Annotated in this window: 21 protein-coding genes; 10 read left to right on the top strand and 11 right to left on the bottom strand. The window is 57.6% G+C overall.

Going from position 1 to position 18,803, the window contains the following annotated elements:
* Positions 1–207: hypothetical protein (locus B4968_RS23815; protein ID WP_206601099.1), on the top strand; the 207-nt coding region annotated here is incomplete at its 5' end.
* Between the two features lie 33 nt (positions 208–240).
* On the opposite strand, the gene B4968_RS12230 is transcribed toward B4968_RS23815, so the two are convergent.
* The 3 genes from B4968_RS12230 to B4968_RS24465 form a co-directional block, all read right to left on the bottom strand.
* Complete coding sequence (locus B4968_RS12230; RefSeq protein ID WP_241525715.1) at positions 241–930, bottom strand: c-type cytochrome; 690 nt, start codon at positions 928–930, stop codon at positions 241–243.
* Between the two features lie 967 nt (positions 931–1,897).
* Complete coding sequence (locus B4968_RS12220; protein ID WP_241525714.1) at positions 1,898–2,680, bottom strand: MDR/zinc-dependent alcohol dehydrogenase-like family protein; 783 nt, start codon at positions 2,678–2,680, stop codon at positions 1,898–1,900.
* 71 nt (positions 2,681–2,751) lie between these two features.
* Positions 2,752–3,012, bottom strand: coding sequence for a hypothetical protein (locus tag B4968_RS24465; protein WP_241525713.1), 261 nt, complete (start codon positions 3,010–3,012; stop codon positions 2,752–2,754).
* Between the two features lie 184 nt (positions 3,013–3,196).
* Between B4968_RS24465 and B4968_RS23100 the strand changes: the two genes are divergently transcribed.
* The 5 genes from B4968_RS23100 to B4968_RS12200 all read left to right on the top strand — a co-directional run bounded on the left by B4968_RS23100 (position 3,197) and on the right by B4968_RS12200 (position 9,230).
* Positions 3,197–3,409, top strand: coding sequence for a hypothetical protein (locus B4968_RS23100; RefSeq protein WP_139792784.1), 213 nt, complete (start codon positions 3,197–3,199; stop codon positions 3,407–3,409).
* 322 nt (positions 3,410–3,731) lie between these two features.
* Positions 3,732–4,529 (top strand): MBL fold metallo-hydrolase, encoded by a 798-nt coding sequence (locus tag B4968_RS12215; protein WP_338153254.1) that lies wholly within the window; start codon positions 3,732–3,734, stop codon positions 4,527–4,529.
* 362 nt (positions 4,530–4,891) lie between these two features.
* Positions 4,892–5,107, top strand: a complete 216-nt coding sequence (locus B4968_RS12210; protein WP_083099363.1) for a hypothetical protein — start codon at positions 4,892–4,894, stop codon at positions 5,105–5,107.
* A gap of 91 nt (positions 5,108–5,198) precedes the next feature.
* Positions 5,199–8,108 (top strand): LodA/GoxA family CTQ-dependent oxidase, encoded by a 2,910-nt coding sequence (locus tag B4968_RS12205; RefSeq protein WP_083099362.1) that lies wholly within the window; start codon positions 5,199–5,201, stop codon positions 8,106–8,108.
* A 6-nt stretch (positions 8,109–8,114) separates the two neighbouring features.
* On the top strand, positions 8,115–9,230 hold the full coding sequence (locus B4968_RS12200) for a tryptophan 7-halogenase (protein ID WP_083099360.1): 1,116 nt from the start codon (positions 8,115–8,117) through the stop codon (positions 9,228–9,230).
* 312 nt (positions 9,231–9,542) lie between these two features.
* On the opposite strand, the gene B4968_RS12195 is transcribed toward B4968_RS12200, so the two are convergent.
* The 7 genes from B4968_RS12195 to B4968_RS25240 form a co-directional block, all read right to left on the bottom strand.
* Entirely contained in the window at positions 9,543–10,472 is a 930-nt protein-coding gene (locus tag B4968_RS12195; RefSeq protein ID WP_277620941.1) for a TRAP transporter large permease, read from the bottom strand.
* Entirely contained in the window at positions 10,403–10,831 is a 429-nt protein-coding gene (locus B4968_RS25245) for a TRAP transporter large permease subunit (protein WP_277620940.1), read from the bottom strand. Before B4968_RS25245 ends, B4968_RS12195 begins: the two co-directional genes overlap by 70 nt.
* Positions 10,832–10,906: 75 nt before the next feature.
* The gene (locus B4968_RS12190) at positions 10,907–11,908 is read right to left on the bottom strand and encodes a TRAP transporter substrate-binding protein (protein WP_083099359.1); all 1,002 of its coding nucleotides are present in this window, start codon (positions 11,906–11,908) and stop codon (positions 10,907–10,909) included.
* Positions 11,898–12,425 carry a TRAP transporter small permease gene (locus B4968_RS12185; protein WP_206601097.1) on the bottom strand — a complete coding sequence of 176 codons (528 nt, stop codon included), beginning with the start codon at positions 12,423–12,425 and terminating at the stop codon, positions 11,898–11,900. Before B4968_RS12185 ends, B4968_RS12190 begins: the two co-directional genes overlap by 11 nt.
* Before the next feature lie 34 nt (positions 12,426–12,459).
* Positions 12,460–13,587: an FAS1-like dehydratase domain-containing protein gene (locus tag B4968_RS12180; RefSeq protein WP_083099357.1), complete on the bottom strand. Its 1,128-nt coding sequence runs from the start codon at positions 13,585–13,587 to the stop codon at positions 12,460–12,462.
* 45 nt (positions 13,588–13,632) lie between these two features.
* Positions 13,633–15,048, bottom strand: a complete 1,416-nt coding sequence (locus B4968_RS12175) for an acetate--CoA ligase (RefSeq protein WP_241525712.1) — start codon at positions 15,046–15,048, stop codon at positions 13,633–13,635.
* A 22-nt stretch (positions 15,049–15,070) separates the two neighbouring features.
* Positions 15,071–15,193: a hypothetical protein gene (locus B4968_RS25240; protein WP_277620939.1), complete on the bottom strand. Its 123-nt coding sequence runs from the start codon at positions 15,191–15,193 to the stop codon at positions 15,071–15,073.
* Between the two features lie 145 nt (positions 15,194–15,338).
* On the opposite strand from B4968_RS25240, the gene B4968_RS12170 reads away from it, so the two are divergent.
* From B4968_RS12170 to B4968_RS24460, 4 genes are read left to right on the top strand one after another with little or no spacing between them, the layout of a single operon-like run.
* Positions 15,339–16,145, top strand: coding sequence for an IclR family transcriptional regulator (locus B4968_RS12170; RefSeq protein WP_083099356.1), 807 nt, complete (start codon positions 15,339–15,341; stop codon positions 16,143–16,145).
* Entirely contained in the window at positions 16,142–16,606 is a 465-nt protein-coding gene (locus B4968_RS12165) for a PaaI family thioesterase (protein ID WP_241525711.1), read from the top strand. Before B4968_RS12170 ends, B4968_RS12165 begins: the two co-directional genes overlap by 4 nt.
* Positions 16,603–17,586, top strand: a complete 984-nt coding sequence (locus tag B4968_RS12160; protein WP_241525710.1) for a CaiB/BaiF CoA transferase family protein — start codon at positions 16,603–16,605, stop codon at positions 17,584–17,586. Before B4968_RS12165 ends, B4968_RS12160 begins: the two co-directional genes overlap by 4 nt.
* Positions 17,555–17,827 (top strand): CoA-transferase family III protein, encoded by a 273-nt coding sequence (locus B4968_RS24460; protein WP_241525709.1) that lies wholly within the window; start codon positions 17,555–17,557, stop codon positions 17,825–17,827. Before B4968_RS12160 ends, B4968_RS24460 begins: the two co-directional genes overlap by 32 nt.
* A gap of 169 nt (positions 17,828–17,996) precedes the next feature.
* Here the strand turns inward: B4968_RS24460 and B4968_RS24455 are convergent, their stop codons facing one another.
* Positions 17,997–18,800, bottom strand: a complete 804-nt coding sequence (locus B4968_RS24455) for an O-linked N-acetylglucosamine transferase family protein (RefSeq protein ID WP_241525708.1) — start codon at positions 18,798–18,800, stop codon at positions 17,997–17,999.
* Positions 18,801–18,803 lie beyond the last annotated feature (3 nt).

Raw genomic sequence — 18,803 nt, 5'->3', positions numbered from 1 at the left:
CGTCAGTGCAGGCAGGCCGGACGCTTACCAGTAGTGTGCAACTTGCGGACATCTGACAACGGCCACTCTTGGAGCGGCTTTGCCGCCATGCTGCTTCTTGAGCAAATGCCCGCTTTCCGCCGCCTCAGGCAATACCAGACACCAGAAGAGAAGTTTGAGACCTGTGTTGCAGCGTCCCGTGGTTTGTACCGGACAAAGAAGAACTAGCGCTTTCCCGTCTTCCTCCAAACCTCGAACAGTTTAGCCGGCATCTGGGAGTGGTGGCAATTGACGCAAGTATAGAACGATCGCGTCTAGATCGGTTTCCGTCATCGCCGCATAATGATGATAGCCCATAGGCGGGAGCATCCGGGAACCATCTGGACGCACACCCTCGGTAATCATGACCTTGAGTTCCGCATCGCTGTAGCCTGCGAGGCCATCTTTGTGGGTGGTCAAATTGGCTGACACAGATGTTCCCCATGGTCCGTGAAACTCAAACCCACCTGCACCAAGATGCGTATCAAACAACGGCCCTTTCTCACCCATCGGCGTATGACATTCGACGCAATGGGCGACCGGCCCTGCGAGGTATGCGCCATATTCGACGCTTACTGACTGCGGTGGTGCTGTAACGCTTTGTACCGGTGGCCCATACGCAGGTGGCAGCGGAATATTGTAGGTGGAGAAAGGCGTTTCAATCTGGCTCGTTGGAACCGTGCGTAGGAAGGCAACGATTGAGTAAAGGTCATCATCGGACAAACCTCGGTAAAGGCTCATAGGCATTGGCGGTCCGATTACAGAGCCATCAGGACGAATACCTTCTCGGATAGCTTTCGCCAGTTCATCGTCTGTCCAATTGGCGATACGCCCACCGGGTGTAATATTCACTGCCCAAGCCTCGAACGCAGGGTTCTTGTCGACCATGAACCCACCCAATTCTTTAGACATATCTGGTCCCTCGGGTGTTTGGGGCGTATGGCAGTTCCCGCAACCCGCTGGCCCTCGGACGAGATACTCGCCTCGTTCAACAGAGGGTTCTGCATTCGCAAGTAAGGCTGTTGATGCCAGTACAAAAGTAGCCAAGAAAAGGCGCATATCTTTTCCCCTGAGTTAAGTTAACCGCCGAGCCTGCGTTAGGATTGCCTCTCACAATAGGTTGAGTAAAGGAATTCACCTAGAAAAAGTTCCTCGGCATTTCTGCAATGGGCTCTGACAAGTCATCGGAGTCAATTTGCGGGACATCTGTGGGCAGAATGACCGCTTTCGCCGATCTGAGGGAGGATGCGTTCGCATGCAGCTAAGTGTTCCATCCCGGATGATTGCATAGCCCGTCGCCGATCTGCGTTTTTATGGCAGGGTCTGTTGTTGAGGCAGTTCGGGATGGAGAGAGCGATGCAAATCAGACTGCATAAGGACGCGACGACGACCCCAAATGGGCGGCACAGGATCACCCGACCCACGGGGCGGAGACCTTACAGGGGCGATATTTGCTTCCGTTGAAGGTGGCGCCCCATGGGCGGACATCGGCGGGCCGGAAACCTTCACACAGAACGACCTCGCCAGGCTCTGTTTCGAGGTTCTCAGTAAGCCAGCCCGGATCAGCTATCTGCCGACCCAACAGCCGTTTGAAATGACAAAATGGCAAACGGCCATGACGTTTCGGACATTCAAAGGCCTTGCAGGCCATATCTGTGCCGCCGTCAGCTTTGTCGACGCCAAACCCCGGCCGCGGATCCTGGCGGGCGCTTCAGATCATGTCTGGCCCGCTGCATTCTCCGGAGAGAATTCAGGAGCGTTAGTCGAAAAAACAGATCGCGCCGCAGACTGAAAGGCTGACCGGTGTCCCGAAAGTTGACCGGTGTCCCGCGCTTCGCCGGACACCCGAGCCAGCCTCACATGCCTGGGCACAGGCCCCTTATTTCCAGGGCATGACGAGATACTTCTCACCCGTTTTCATCGCGCGATAATCGGTCACGGCTTCTTTGGTAAGCATCTCATCGAGATCGACCCGTTTCTTATAGTGGCTGGCAAAGGTGGTTGTCAGGTTCTCGAGCACACGCCGCCGCATCCGCCCCACGGTTTCCATGCCAACCGATTGAATGAAGGGGAACAAGAGCCAGCCAGACAGGGTCCAGCCAAAACCGTAACTCGGCGACAGGATTGTCGCACCAACGTCTAGCCGACCGTATATGAACATGCGCTTTTGCTGGTTGGAGCCATAGCGTGAATACTCGGTCATCTTGCCAACCGCGACCTGCTCCATAGCCTTAAAAACACTGTCGACCGTTTTTCCCCCGCCAATCGGATCAAATCCGTAAAAGGCGTCGGTGTCGTCGATTGCGGACCGGAGTTGGTGCATGAAGTCGTCATCTGATGAATTGACGATATGGGTGGAGCCAAGCTGCTTGAGCAATTCGACCTGGGCGTCTTTGCGTACGATATTGACCAGCCCCAAGCCGTCTTCGTTGCAGATGCGGGTCAGCATCTGGCCCAGGTTTGATGCCCCCACCGTATGCAGAATAGCGTTTTGTTGGTCCATTTTTGCGTTTTCAACGAACCCCAGCGCGGTCATGGGATTGACGAAGGCGCTCGCGCCATCCTCGGCCGAATAGTCGCCCAGTGGCAGGCACATGGCGGCGTCGGCGATACAATACTGGCTGTAGGCATTGCCTGGCACACAGGCGACGCGCTGCCCCATCAGGGCCTTGGCGATCTCGCCGTCACCCGTTGCGACGACTGTGCCCGCGCCTTCATTACCGGCAGGAAGTTTCAGCCCATGGCGCGCCTTGGATCTCCCGTATTGAACGGCTCGGGCATGCGGGCGACGAATTTACCAGGCGAATATTCGGCGCCTTCGAGATCGGCCGCACCGGCAAGAATGGCGAGATCCGACGGATTGATCGGCGCCGCCTCCATTTTCACCAGGACCTGATTGCCGGTCGGGTCGGAAAAGGTCACATCCTCAATCGCGACGGTGAGCGTGCCATCGCTGTCTAGCGTGGTGAATAGCTGCTTGCCGGTGGTGCTCATGTCGATATCTCCCAGTTTCGGATTCAGAATGAAAAGATGCGTCCAGGTCAGAAACCCGGCGAGATGGACTGAAAGACACCTCGATCCCTCGGCTATACACCGAACACGAGAAGCGTCGAAGTGGCAATCACCGATTGCTGCGCATCTCTGCTGCCGCTGGGGCAACCTATAGGGACAACGACCAATGGCCGCCCATACCTTAGTCCCGCCTGACCGCCGCCTCGCGCCTTTGGAGCGACTGCAGGATCGCAATGGGGGCGTCCTTGTTGGCCCATCCATGGCCCAGGGATGGCCCGGCGTGCAAAAGGAAATGAAATTACGCAGCCCGCGCTTCACGTATATTTCAGCAGCGAAACAGGAAAATTGGCAAAGCTATAACAACGGCAAGGATCACTGAGGGACGTGATGTAAGAGACGGCGACAAGGCCCCCGGCAAGTCGCAATATTTGTGGGATGGAAATCACCTCTCGCATCTGCAACAAAGTCTGCGGCTCTGCGGCTCTGCATCATGGCGCTGGAATATAAGGTACTGAAATGCCCAAGAACCCCTACTATTCTGGCCCCGTAAGTGATCACTTTGACGGCAACCGATTTCACTTGCGCGACCAAACGGCACTGATCGCTCTCTTCTTGATCTCTGGCGGTGGCATCGGGACGGCGTGCGCGCGTCATGGCCGAAAAGTGTTCCTGTGACCCCAGTAACGCCACCCAGTCGCAGCATGGTGCCACGTCTCACAATGATTGGGCATGCGACGATACTCATTCAGGTTGCGGGGCTTAACATCCTCACAGATCCCGTCTGGTCAGACCGCGCGAGCCCATTCCGTTTTGCGGGGCCCAAGCGGGTCACGGCTCCGGGGGTGGATTTTTCTCAGTTGCCCAAGATCGATACAGTCCTTCTGAGCCACAATCATTACGACCATCTGGACATGGCAACGCTGCGCCGCCTGGAGGCCCGGGACCGCCCGCTGATTGTCACGCCACTTGGCAACGATGTGATCCTGCGCAAAGGAGTGAAAACGGCTCGGATCAAAACTGGCGATTGGCACGACAGAATTTCACTGTCCTCAGATGTTTCGGTCAACCTGACACCAGCAAACCACTGGTCATCGCGCGGTATTCGCGACCGGCGAATGGCCCTTTGGTCCGGGTTTTGGATCGATACGCCCTGCGCGCAAATATGGTTTGCAGGTGACACAGGCTACGGAGATGGTGAAATCTTTCACGACATTCGTAAACGCTATGGGGCGCCTCAAATTGCGATGATTCCGATTGGTGCTTATGAGCCACGCTGGTTCATGTCTGACCAGCATGTGGCACCCGAGCAATCCGTCCAAATCCTTCATGATATTGGCGCAGATCAGGCCCTTGGTTTTCATTGGGGCACATTCCAATTAACCGACGAAGCGCGCGAAGAACCAAAGCAGCTGTTGCGCGCATCGCTTGTCGCTTCTGGCGTCGCTCCCTCACGCTTCACCGCATTTGCGCCTGGTGATGTGCATATCGCGTCAGCTTAGGGTTAATCAAACCCCACTGGATTGCTAACTCGCATTCTATGTCCGACCCTGGCACGGGTAAGGTTTGCACGAATGTCAAACGACGATTCAGAAAAATCGTGCCTGTCCTGACACCCGCCACGACGACCCCGAACTGGCGATATTCATCCAATCCGATTGGTTCGAAGTGGTTGGGCCCGGGGAGGTACAAACAGGTAGCTGTGCCAGAAATCATCGGTTTGAGAGTGCTGAACTGATATCTGCGGACTTCCAAGACGGGCCCGTTAGGTCAGGCTCTCCAATTGGGTCAACCTCCCCACATAGGAGAGTTCTTGATTAATTATACAATTTTGTGTTGATTCATTTTCAGAATGAGTGCTTGCATGTTTGTGTTTATCACAAAGCAACTGAGGAAAATCATGTCTCTTAAAGACTTGCCCAAAGTAGCAACATTCATTGTAATTTCGCTCACCGCCGCGCAGGCGGATCCGTCGGTTGTTCTCCCATCCGATGCGGACATGACATGTGCGCTTGACCAGGCGAGCTTTGACATCGAATGGACAAAGCTGGCCTTTGGCTCGTCACTATCTCGCGGCTGACATAGCCCAGACCTTCAGGATGTTGGTGGGGTGGGGCGATTTTCTCATAGGTTGAGACCGTATTTAAACTCAATTTCAGGAGTCCGATTAAATGTCGAAGACACACAAGAATTCCAAGTCTGCTAACGACGTGATGTGTTGGAATTGCCAGGATCACCCAATCGAGCGCCTTGAGGAGATGTTCGTCACTTTGATTCAGGGCCAGCGTATCGCGCGCGGGCAAACACCCGCCTTGCGCACAGTCTTTCTCAAGCAACACGGGGTCGCTTGGGGTTTTTTTGAGCCGCTCAAGGATCTGTCAGATGATCTGCGGGTCGGCGTCTTTGGACAAGGTGACAAGCCGGTCTGGGTGCGTTTCAGTTCGGACACCCAGCCCGGCAGCCCGGATTTGCATTCCACTCTAGGTATCGGCATCAAGTTGTTCGGCGTGACTGGTGGCACCTTGATGGGAGAGGCGGACACGGCGGACTTTATCTTGCAAAATCACGATGTGTTTTTTGTCGATAACGCTGCAGAAATGTGCGCGTTTACGACCGCAGGCGTGGTCGATGGTGACTATCCGGGATATCTCGCGAAACATCGCAAAACCGCACATATCCTGAATGAGATGGAAAAGGCCGAGGCGTCTTGTCTGACGGCAGATTACTGGGCCATTTTGCCCTTCGCCTTTGGGGAAAGGTTCGTCAAATACCGCCTGCGACCGGTTGAGCAAGAGGCAGGAGAGCCTTTTGACAACAGGAATTACCTTGGGCTTGATCTTGCGTCTCGCATGCGTCGCGGCGAGGCGCTCTTTTCATTTGAAATCCAGTTTCGCAAAGGCGAAGAGCCGTTGGATGAGGCGACGGTAAGGTGGTCCGGAGACTGGCTGCCGGTTGCGCATCTTCGATTGCCGCAACAGGATATCGCCCGGCGCGGCCAGGAGGACTATGGTCAGCATCTGGCCTTCAACATTTGGCGCACACCAGAGCCCAACATGCCCCAGGGCTCCATCGCCGAGGCCCGCAGGGTAGTCTATCAGGGCAGTGCGGATCAACGCAGGCAGGCCAACGGCATCCCGTTGGAGGAGCCACAGAATCCGGCGACCCATTCAAAACCTATTCCAAGTGACAATTGCGTTGTCTCCGCCGCGATCTACCCGCCGGTCGGGGTGATGCGGGTCGGAAATTCTGAGCAATGGTACCTTGGCCCAGAGGTGCCTGATCCATTGCCCTTGCCCAATGGCGCCTATCGTGACTCGGATGGGCATCTAAAGCGCGAGGCAGCCCGGTTTCGGGTTTATGGGCTGAATGCACTGGGAGAGGCCGTATGCGAACTGAACCTCGATGACCCTGACACCGAGATTGAATGGACGGTCCAGATCGAAAACCAGAAATCCAGCTGGTATGAGTTCCAGCTGGCGCTGGATATCCCGGAGGCAGCGGATGCGCCACCTTCGATGTTGCGAAACGCCGAGGTGCCGGACCGCCAAAGCCTGCGCATCACACCCAAGCGAAGGAATATTTCCGGCAAGGATGAATCGGGGCAAAAGTACCATTTTGACGATGGGAAGTTTCTCGGAAATAAGGTCCCGCTAGGTGAAGTGCGTACCGATGAGTCCGGGCGCCTGATTGTGCTGGGCGGGTTTGGCGTTGCGCAGAACCCGGCAGGCGGCAAAGCGGTCACATTCGCCAACAATGACGGCTGGCATGACGACACCTCTGATGGCCCGGTCAAGGCGAAAGTGCGCTACAAAGGGGTGGACCTGCGCGTCAAACCTGCCTGGGTTATCTGTGCGCCGCCTAACTATGGTCCGTCACAGAAATCGGTGCGCACAATGTGGGACCTGATGCGCGACGTTGCCTGCGATCACGGTATGTTGGCCAAGCCCGCGCGCCCAAGCTTTACGCACGATATCCTTCCGATCTTTGAACGCATGACGAACCTGCAATGGGTGAATGCCGGATTTGCTGCGGGTTTTGGCTTTGATGGCGTATTCGACTTTTCGACGCCGCAGTGGCGGCAGAGACTGGGCGACCCTAGTCCCGCGATGATCGAGCGGCGGCGGGTGCTTGCCAACAACTTCAGAAGCTTTGTTATTGATGGTAAATCACCTGTGCCATGGCCCTGGCTGTACGGCGATGCCATGAACATCCCTCCTGCAGATACACCCCGCCAGCATTCCGTCCTTTCCGATTTTCAGATGTGGGCTCTGGAGCAATGGGTGGTCGGAGACTTCGACGCCGATTACGATGTCGACTATGTGCCGCCAGGCGCGCTTGAAGACGTTCCGGTGGCAGACCAACCGGACACCCTAACAAGGGCGGCGATGGAGTTCTGCCTGGCGGATGCGTTTCATCCCGGCTGCGAGATGACCTGGCCGATGCGCCAGGCGGGCATGTATATGGAGGCCTTCCGGGTCAAACATCGCCACAAGGAAAATCCGGAACCCAGCTATGGTGCCCAGCTTGGTGATGACTGGTCTCTGCCGGATGGCCCCATAAACGGCGGGCAGGAACCCGGAGGGCTGACCCGGTGGATGGCGGTGCCCTGGCAGACCGACACGTCATCCTGCAGATCAGGTTACACGCCGCAGTATGATCCTTATGCGCCAACTTTCTGGCCCGCGCGCGTGCCCAATGAGGTGATGTCAGAAACGGAATATCGCACCGTCATGGATACCAGCCTGCCGCTGAGCCAGCGCTTACAGGCCTTCGCCAACCGGGCCAATTGGCTGGAACCCCTTGGGCTGGACAAGTCTTATACGCATCAAATCAATCATATGGTCCACCATTTTGACAAAATGGGTGTGGTTCAGGTGCGGCCGGGACCACAGAATGATCCAAATTTTCCGAATACCATGCAAGTTTCGGACGAAGAGATTTTGCCGTGGAAAACAGCCAATGAACCCAATCCAGAAGCAACCAGTGTAAAGGGGGGCGCGGTGCAGAACGAACAGGAGGGTGTGACCACAGGGACAACCGATCTGTCCAACATTGCCAAGGTGCGCCGGTTTCGTGGCTGATCCCCGGTGACGTATGACGTCGCAATCATCGGCGCAGGCCCTGCGGGGGCTGCGCTTGCCTGTGCCCTTGCGCCGCGCTGGCGAGTGGCATTGATCGACAAGAACCCTTGGCCTTCGGTGCAGATCGGAGAGGCTTTGGTGCCTGCAGCCGGGCGTATATTGCGCGATCTGGGGCTTTGGACAAGCTTCATAGAGCTACAGCCTGCGTCTTATGCCGCAAACCGCAGCCTTTGGGGCAGCGCAGCGGAAGAATACCGCGATTTCATATCCGATCCGGAAGGCTGCGGCTGGCATCTTGATCGCGCAGCGTTTGAAACGATGCTGCGCGATCAAGCAACGGCACGGGGCGCTCATTGCTACCTCTCAAACAGGGTACTGGACGTCGCCAGTGGCTGGCGCCTGACGCTGGACGGAGCCAACGAGGTGGTGTCGCGTTTTGTTGTCGACGCCTCGGGCCGGTCAGCTGCATTGGCGCGACGTCTGGGCGCGTGCAGGCTGCCACATGATCGGATGGTGGCGCGATGGTGCCGATTGCGCGGCGGGCAGGCGACATCTGGCATCAGTAGCGTCATCGCTACTCCAGACGGTTGGTGGTACCATATTGCCGGGCAGCGAGAGGGGCTTTCGGAAGGCATGCTTGCCTTTCATGGTTTGCCGGAAACGGTGCCGCAAGCCAGCGCAACCGATCTGCTGGAAGCCGCGAGATGCCTTTCAAGCCTTTGTGGACAACTTCAGGATGTAATGCCTTTGGGAGAAGCCGCCACGACAGCCGCGCACACTGCGCGTCTCGACAGGTTCAGCGGTTCCGACTGGCTCGCCATTGGCGATGCCGCGGTTTGTTTTGATCCAATCGCTTCGCGCGGGCTGTTTCACGCACTCTACTCGGCGCTTGTGGCGGCTGCCCTGCTGGAGGACCGCCTGGCAGGCCTGAAAAGGAGGTTTGGGCTCTATAATGACGAGATATCTCGTATCTATTTAACCTATTTGAACCATCGCGAGGCCGTGTATCGCACCGAAAAGCGATGGCCAGAAGCCGCGTTCTGGCAGGAAGCGGCAACTGCGCATCCTGCGGCAAAGGGAAGAAATCCTGGATGCCTTGAACCAGAGCGGGGCCGTTCCTGACGCCCTGTAGATGGTCGATAGCACCGTGATCCAGGCCCATCATCAGGCAGCGGGTGCAAAGGGGGACGCAGCGACAAGGTTTTGGGCGCTCAGGATTTGGCCTTACGATCAGGACCCACCTCCGCGTCATCTCTATGAAAAACACGGCTGCGCGTTGGGTCATGGAACGCCCGGCACACAGCGGGGAACAGAAGTCACCAAGCAGGAATTTTCCCGATTGCGGACATTGCCACATTACATGACAACGGCGGCAAAGTTTAAGGCATCTTCGATGCGGGCCTGAACGTCGTGCCTGAACGTCCCGCCTGAACGTCAGCGGCTCATCAGTTCAGGCAGGACCAGTGTGATCGACGGGAACGCCAACAGCAGGATCAGCACGATAATTTCCATTCCAAGGAAGGGTAAAATCCCCCGGAAAATCGTTTTCAGCGGCACCTGAGTTTGCGCGGCAGCCACATAGGCATTCAGTCCTAACGGCGGTGTCAAAAGTCCGATTTCGACCGTCTTGGTCACCACGATGCCGAACCAGATCGGATCGCAATCCAGCGCCATTGCGGTTGGAAACGCCAGCGGCATGGCCAGTGACAGAATGGCAAGCTGATCCATGAACATGCCCATGACCAGCAGGGCGAGAATGATAATGCCAATGATGACCTCGCGCGGCATGTCGGTGGTCGCCACGAATTCAAGCAGGCTGTGGGTGATGCGGGTAAAGGCAAGGTAGTTGGAGAAAATAGCCGAACAGGCGACGATTGTGACGATCATCACCGTCGCGCGGATTGCGCTGCTGACGGACTGGTTGAATTGCACAAAGCTCATGGTGCGTTGCGCCAGAACAATGACAAGTGATCCCATCACACCCAGAGCCGCCGCCTCGGAGGGGGATGCAATGCCGCCGTAAATTGCGCCAATGACAGCAATCATCAGCAGTACCATCGGGATGACATGACGGCTTTGTTTGACGGCTGTCTTAAAGACAAAGGGTTCGCCCTTGGGGGCCTGATCTGTGGTCTGTGCGATGATCTTGATCACCACGCCCAGGCCACATGCGGTCAGCAGGCCCGGAATGATTCCGGCGATAAACAGTTTGCCGATCGAGGTCTCAGTCAGCACGCCATAGACAACCAGCACGATTGAGGGCGGAACAACCACGGCCAGGGTGCCGCCGACGCTCACGACAGCAGCCGCAAGCCGGTCGGAATAGTTGTGACGACGCATCTCGGGAAAGGCCGAGGCAGACATTGCCGCAGTGGATGCCGTCGAGCTGCCAACCAAGGCTCAAGCAGGACAGAGGCGCCAACCGTTGCAATGGCCAGACCGCCTTTGAAATGGCCCAGCCAGGACTGGCAGGCAATGATCGCGCGTCGCGTGACGTCACCGGCGGTCAGAAGTGCAGCCATCAGGATGAACAACGGGATCGCAACAAGTATGAACGAGGAAGACGAGTCAAAGAACGTGCGCTCCAACACCGCCAGTGCGGGGCTGAACCCAAGTTGGGCCGCAAGCCCAAGCGTGCCGGTGATGCCCATAGCAAAAGCGATCGGCACACGGGCTGCCATGAGAGCGGCAAGAAGAAGAAGGATGACAATGAAGGTAAGCATCTGGGGAACCTGCGCTCGGAATGGGGCAGGCGGTCGCCGAAGCGATCGCCCTGCTAATTATTTCGGAACCTGATGTTATTGGCTGGTTAGCGCACGATAGCTTTCGAGCACGGCAGAGGCTTTGTCATCTTGCAGACGCCCGGCCCAGTCGACGCTGACAGCCACCAGCGAGTCTGAAATCGCCGCAAGCTCGTCTTTGGTGAACGCATAGGTGTCGATGCCTGCGGCTTTCCACTCTGCGATCAACCCTTCGACCGACGCGTCCTGTGCCTGTGCGACGTGAACAGCTGTTTCGTTGCCAAGTTGCAGCATCGCCGATTTGACATCATCAGACAGACCATCAAACAGCTCCGTGCGCACAACCATAATAAAGCTGTAGCCGCCAAACGACGCGTTGGTAGAGATATGGCTGACAACTTCGTTCAGCTTATAGCCGGGCACAGAAGCCAGCGGGAACAGCACTGCATCCAGACGACCACGCTCGACAGCGGTATAGACTTCCGGCCCGGGGATCGAAATCCCGACCCCGCCAAGCGCGCGTGCCGTCATTGCCTGCGTCGAGCCCGAGGTGCGCACATCGAGCCCGTCCCAATCTGCTGGCACCCCGAGCCGGTCTTCCGCCAGCACCTGATAGGGCGGCAGTACAAACCCGAAGATAGGCGTCACACCCGAGGCCAGAACCTCGTCACGCAATGGCCCGTCCTTGAGCATCGTCTGCAGGGCAACGGTGCCCTGTTCGGCTGAGCCGTAAAAGCCCGGCAGACCAACAACCGAGTTCAGTGGCAATGCATCGGCATGATAGGAGGCCCCAAGCAACGCGGCGTCCAGGATGCCGTTGTTCACCGCATCCAGCTGCGCTTTGGATTTTGCCGCCTGTTGTGACGGGAAATGTTCAAAGCTAATTGCCCCGTTCGTGGCGGTGGTTACGGCCTCCATCCACTTTGAGGTTCCTTCGGCAGAAACAATGTGGCTGGTCGATTGGAAATCACCCAACCGCAGTGTTTCAGCCTGCGCCGCCATACCTGTGAATGCAAACGCACCAGCGACGAGGGCGATCAGTTTATTCTTATGTTTCATCTCTTTTTCCTCCCATGGAAATTGTTGTGGGTTCTGAGAGCGGACCTTGCGTGAAGGCGCCGTGCAGCAACCGCAGAACCAATACGCAGCATCCCAAAGGGATCACGGCGTAGGCCCACCCAAGCGGCCAATCGACTGCTCCGTATTCCACATCGCCGTGGACGATGGCTTTGAGAGCAAATTTTCCGGACATCCACGTGACTGCGGCAAAGAACGCCGCTGGCAAAAGCAATCGCACCTTGGCAATCACGCGCCCCAAAGGTCCTGGCAGGTGTTCGGGGATGAAATCCAAAGCCAGATGGCCGCCATCGCGAAAAACCCGCGACAGGGACAAGGTGGCAAGGGCCGGCATCAAGTACAGTTCGGTCAATTCGAACTGGATCTGCACCGGCCGGTTAAAGAAAAGCCGGAGCAGAATATCTGCGTTGATCAACGCCGCAACCGCGACGAGGCCGAGGCACCCTCCGAGATGGAGGGTGTCCTCGATTTTAGTCAGAAGTTTTCCCAGAAATTTCAACCAAGCCTCCCCAGCTGTTGAAGTGTGGAGGACCTCAGCGTTTCGGCAATTCCACTATTGCGGAGCCCACGGCCGACATTTCACCGTCTTGCTGTTCCGCACGTTGCTTGATTTCCAGCAGGTAGCGGCCGTCTTCCTCAAACTTGCGAACAACGGTGCCGTGGATCAGAATGATGTCGCCCTCAGGGTTATGACGGCGCACTTCGCACTTCGATTTGGCAAGGAAGCCATCATCCCCCATCCAGCTGGTGATCTGGTGGGTCAGCCAGGACGTGCGCTCTGGGCCGTAGTCGTAAGCACCGGGGGCTCCGACTTCCAGAGCGAATTCTTCTTCCCAGTGCACCCGCTCGGGGCAATCGGGGATGCCGAACTTGTTCTTGATCCCCGCGCTAGGGTGTTTTTGCTGCAACTGCCAGGCCAGCTTGTTGGCGCGGATGTACAGACCACCCCAGCCCTGCGCATAGGCAATAAAGCCAGTGGCCGTCATCGGGCCTTTGACCATTGTAGGCAGCTCCTCGCCCTCATTTACGTCGTCCCAATACCGGGTCTCGGCGCCGCGGATGGTTTCCTGCTCGTAGTACTTGTTGTACTTATCCAGCTCTTCCTGGGTATAGACCTTGCGGCCGTTCTTTTTGGCCTCGGTGTATTTGGTGCCGTTTTCACGCGCCTGATCGCGGTCGGTGCGGAAACACCAGCTGTCGGCTTCGGCCAGCATCTCACCGGTGTGCGCGTCGTAGAAATCAACATGATAGATTTGTTGGATCGCCTTGCCTGCAAACCGGGTGTTATGCTCGACCAGGTCTTTCAGGTAGGCTTCGGTGCGGAACTCGGTATTGCGCAGGATCGGCTTGTGCCATGTCCAGTTTGCGCCTGACCACATGGCGTGTACGCCTGGCAGACCGCCAACATAGCCCGAGATGATCCGGCTGGTGGCAAACAGAAAGCTCGGCAGCGCCAGAACATCGCCGTATTTGGTGGTTTTGGCGTACTCGGGATCGCACCACAACGGGTTGTCGTCACCGATCCCGTGGGCATAGTGGCGAATATTGTCGCGGGTCGCTTCATAGCACCAAGGCTCGACCGTTCTTTCGATTTTTACGCCAACGCGCTGGCGCAGGTCTGCCAGACCTTCATCGGTAATCTTCGGAAATTTGCGTGTCATCTCGTCATTTCATTCTCCTTGAAAATGGGGGGGGAGCCTTGCGGATTATTCCGCTGCTGCCAGTTTTTCTGCTTCCTGATCTCTCAGGATCTTGCGGTTCACTTTCCCTGCCGGTGTCTTCGGCAGGTCGGTGACAAACTCGATTTGTCGGGGGTATTCGTGGCGTGCCAGCCTGGCGCGTACATGATCCTGAATGCGCGTGGTCAGGTCCGGCGTCTCATCGCCCTTGAGAATGATGTAAGCCTTGACCACCAGCCCGCGCAGCGCGTCAGGGGCACCGATAACGGCGCATTCGGCCACGGCCGGATGGCTCAGCACCGCGTCCTCGACCTCGACCGCACCGATTGTCCAGCCAGCAGAGATGATGACATCATCCGCCCGCCCGCCGTGGTAAAAATATCCATCCGCATCGACGCGCCCCAGGTCTTTTGTCTGGAACCACGCGCCACGTTTTCTGACCATCAATTCGCCGGTCTCGCCGGGTTCTGCGGCAGACCCGTCGGGCCGCTGCACTTCCACTTCGACACCAGGCACAGCCTTGCCCATTGCGCCGTCGCGGACCTCCAGATCGTCGGATCCGGGGTAGTTTGCGATGATGACGCCAATCTCGGTCGTGCCGTACATCGAGCGCACTTTGGTGCCAAAAACCTGCTCGACGTAGGCCGCGGTTTCCGAGTCGATCGGCTCGCCGGTGAAGGAGAGCTTGTCAAAGCTATAGGTGAAATTCTCGGCCGCACCGGAATTGCGCATCATGCGGTAATGCGTCGCTGCAGCCGTGAGGTTGGTGATGCGGAAATCATGCAGGGCACGCAAAAGGCGGACGGCATCGAATTTGCCGCTGTAGGTGCCGGTCGACACGCCCATGGCCATCGGCGCAAGTGTGCCGTGCCACAGACCATGCCCCCATGCGGGCGAAGACGGGCAAAAGAAGCGGTCGCCGGGGCGGATGCCCGTCGCGTAAAGTGCGGCTACCATCAGCGTCACGATCGACTGGTGGCTGTGTTTGACAGCCGCAGGCAACGCACGGGTGGTACCCGAGGTATACTGCAAGACCGCCAGATCGCGACCAGAGGTCGTCCACTCATAGGTCGCAGGCAGATCGTTCAGCCCATCCAGGAACTCCTGATCTACGACGACCACATTCTCGGCCCCGCCCGCAACCGCGTCAGCTGCCTTCTCGGAATTGGTGAAAAACACCGCTGGCTTGCAATCACCGACCCGCAAACGAATTCCGTCCGGTCCGAACAGCGAGAACATTGGCACCGCAACGGCGCCGCTTTTGATCACCCCGAACATCGCGGCATAAAAGGCCAGCGACGGCTCGATCATCACAGCGACGCGGTCACCCTTCTTGATGCCTTTGGCGTCCAGGTAGTGCGCAATCTGCGAAGACCGGCGCGATACCTCTGCAAAGGTCAGGACTTCATCAGCGCCGTCAGAATGCGCGATCCGAAGCGCCACGTTGTCCCCATCGACGTGCCGATCAAAGGCACTCATGCGAGATATTGAAGCGCGCTGTATCGCCGTCGAACAGCTCCCAAAGCTTCTCTTTCGAGTAGTGCTTTTGAGCGTCCGCGTAGGACGTGAATTCCGTCAGCCGGGTCATTCCCGTCTCCTCCCCAAAATTTTCAGCAGGCCCCCCAGAAGGTGTGCCCTGGCTCGTTGACAAGGGTAAGGATAGCGATCATCTATTGTCAATAAGGGTATATTATTGTATATAGGCAATAAATCACATGAGGGAGAGGCCCAAAATGAACGGAGAAGACAAGACATCCCCGACCAAACGGCAGGTGCCTGCTGTCACGCGCGCCCTTGCTATATTGAGGCTTTTGGGGCGATCAGACGTGCCGGTGGGCGTCAATCCCATCGCGAGAGAGCTTGGGTTGGTCCCCAGCACATGCCTGCCCATTCTGCGCGTGCTCGAAGACGAGGGCATGGTCGAATTTGATTCGAATCTAAAACGCTACACGATCGGAATCGGCATTCTGCCACTCGCCAGAGCCGCGCTTCAGCGCAATTCCTTCTCGGTTTTGATCCAGCCAAGGCTGTCAGAGCTATCCACAGACTTCGATGTGACCGGTATTGCCACACAGCTTTCCGAACCGGGGCAGATGGTGGTTATCGCCCTCTCGCAGTCCAATATCCCTTTCCGGCTTCAGGTCGATCTGGGCAGCCGCTTTCCGGCTCTTATCAGCGCCACGGGACGTCTGTTTGCCGCCTTCAATGTGCAGGACAAAACTGAGCTGGAAAACCGTTTCAAAAAACTGAAATGGGATCATCCGCCTACGCTCGAACAATGGCGCGAAGAGGTCGAGACTGCCCGCGAACTTGGCTATGCGGTGGACCAGGGCAGCTACATTTCCGGCGTGACGGTTGTTGCTGTCCCGGTTTTTGGCGCAAGCGGCAACATGACCCGCTCGATCGTTGCAATCGGCATTTCCGAGCGTCTGAAAGACAAACAAATCCCCAAGCTGGTCAAGGCCATGATGACCATGCGGGATGATATCGAAAATATGCAGATCGACACTGGTAGATCGACACCGGGAGGTGAATCGTGACGACACATGACATCGCGCCGGAAGACAGGCCGGAAGACAGGCCGGAAGGCTGGCGGGAGCTGAAGATTGACGGGTTTATGGCGCTGATTGGTCCGCTGTTACGCGCGACAGCCCGGGACCGGAAACACAGCTATGCGCTGCAAACCAACGAAGGCCACAAAAACCACCTGGGGGTTATTCATGGCGGCGTTATCACCAGCCTGCTGGATCAGGTGATGGCAATCACTGCGTGGAATGCAGCGGATCGCCAGCCAACAGTGACAGTGCAAATGGAAACGCGGTTCACCGGCGGTGCCCGGGTCGGTGATTTCCTGCAAATTCAGGCATCAATCCGGCAGGCAACAAGATCTTTGATCTTTGTCGAGGCGGACATCACCTGTGACGACAGGCTGATCGCAAGCGCATCGGCGGTCATGAAAATATCAAAAACATCGGGAAAGGCATCGGAAAAGACATCATGAACGACACCAAACAACAGCCCGCCGCCGGACCACTGGCAGGCCTTAAAGTTCTCGATTTTTCACGCATCCTGTCCGGCCCTTATGCAAGCATGGTCCTCGCGGACCTTGGCGCCGAAGTCATCAAGGTCGAGCCGATCACATCCGGCGACGAGACCCGCAACTTCCCTCCCTTTCAAAACGGCATGAGCCACTATTACATCGCCCTCAATCGCAGCAAGAAAAGCATCTCGCTCGATCTGAAATCACCCGAAGGGATGCAGATTGCCAGGGATCTGGCGCAGCAAAGCGACATTTTGCTGGAAAATTTCCGCCCCGGCGTGATGGACCGGCTGGGCCTGGGGTATGACACGCTGCGCGCCCTGAATGACCGACTGCACTATTGCTCGATCACCGGCTTTGGCGCCAACAGCCCGCATGGCGACAAGCCTGCCTTTGATATCGTGGCACAGGCGCTTTCCGGTGTGATGAGCGTAAATTGCGAGCCAGGCCAGGCGCCGAACAAACTGGGCATTCCCCTGGGTGATATGGCCGGCAGCATCTTTTCGGTGTTCGGTCTGCTCGCGGCCCTGCACGAACGCAATGCCACAGGGCGCGGCAAACATATCGAAGTCGCAATGCTCGACAGCCTCATCGCCCTGCAGGGGTATTTGTCGCAAATCTATTTTGTCACCGGTCAAAGCCCACAGCCTGTCGGCACCCAGCACCCCAGTATCGTGCCCTATGGCTCGTTCCCGACCTCGGACGGTCATGTCATCGTGGCCTGCCTGACCGAACGGTTCTGGCATAATTTTGCCTGCCGTCTGGACCATGAGGATTTGATCAAGGATCCCCGCTTTGCACTTTACGACGCACGGCTGACCAACCGCGATGCGCTGCAACCCATCATCCATGCGCGCATGACCCCAAACCACCACCGCCTATTGGCTGCAACGGTTGGAAGAGCTCGACGTGCCCAGTGCTCCGATCCTGTCCATCGGTGAGGCGCTTGAGCAAGACCACGTTGCCAAACAGAGCCTTGTCGAAGTGGTCACACATCCGCAGATCGGCGACATGAAACTGGTCCGCGGCCCGATCCGGTTCGACGGTGTTGGTCCGGCTAAGGCCAAAGCGCCGTCCATGCTGGGGGAAAACACCTTTGACGTCCTGTCCAACCAGCTGGGCCTGCAAGCGTTGGATATTCAGAAACTGGTCGCCAAAGGGGCGGTGAAAGGCCTGCCCTGAGGCAGGCCACCAGGGCCAACCGGATCACCGCCGCATGTTCGCCGACCCCGCAGGGGGCGTGCGCCAGACGCGCCGCTTGGGGCAGCCATAGCCTAAGCGGCGCGTCAAAGACAGCCGGAGGAGGTCGGCTCTGGCCCCGTTCTGGCCCGTTTCTGGCACCTGAAGTGGTTTATCCCGCTTGCGGTGCGATCTGCCCCGGAGGGGGTGGCTGCTGGTGGAAGGCTGCTGGCGAGACATAGGCCTCGGGGGCCGGGGTGTCTGGCTCAAGGCTGTCCGTAGCCTCCAGATGTGCCACCTCCAGATGGGTAGGCGGCAGGCCGCTTTGGGACCGGCTGTGGGCCATGTCAAAGGCACGTTCCAGCATCCGGGTGAACGCCAGGGTGTCAAAGAGCGACGTCGTCAGGCGGTTGCGCTGCAATTTGGAGCGCAGGGTGGCCAGCGCATCTGCATCACGCGCCAGCTCCAGCGCGCGGGCCTCATAGTCCGCAGCCGAGGTGGCGATCATCTCTGGCAAGCCAATGGCGCTGACCAGGCGCGCCCCAACACGGGCGGCAAATTGCTGTCCGGGACGCGTCAGCACGGGCACTCCCGCCCAAAGTGCGTCGCTGGCCGTGGCATGGCCGTTGACCACAAAGGCGTCGAGGAAGAGATCCGCGACCGGGTGCCGCGCAAGATGGTCTGCCTGCGGCACGTGCGGTGCAAAGATCAGGCGGTTTGGGTCCTGACCCCGCTGCTCGGCCTCACGCCGCAGATTTGCCTTGGCGCTCTCGCCGCAATCCAACAGCCCCAACACGCTGCCCTCAACCTGATCCAGCAGGCGCATCCAGATATCAAATTCCGCGGGGGTGATCTTGTAGCTGCTGTTGAAGGAGCAAAAGACAAACCCATCATTGGGCAATCCGCAGTCCTTGCGGGTGAATTGCCGTCCCGACACCGATCTTTGGTTGTCATTGGCCTGATGGCTGTGGGGCATGCG

Source organism: Pseudophaeobacter leonis, assembly GCF_002087335.1.
GTDB classification, from domain to species: Bacteria; Pseudomonadota; Alphaproteobacteria; order Rhodobacterales; family Rhodobacteraceae; genus Pseudophaeobacter; species Pseudophaeobacter leonis.
The sequence above is the reverse complement of the archived record's forward strand: the minus strand, read 5'-3'. Positions and strand labels throughout refer to the sequence as shown.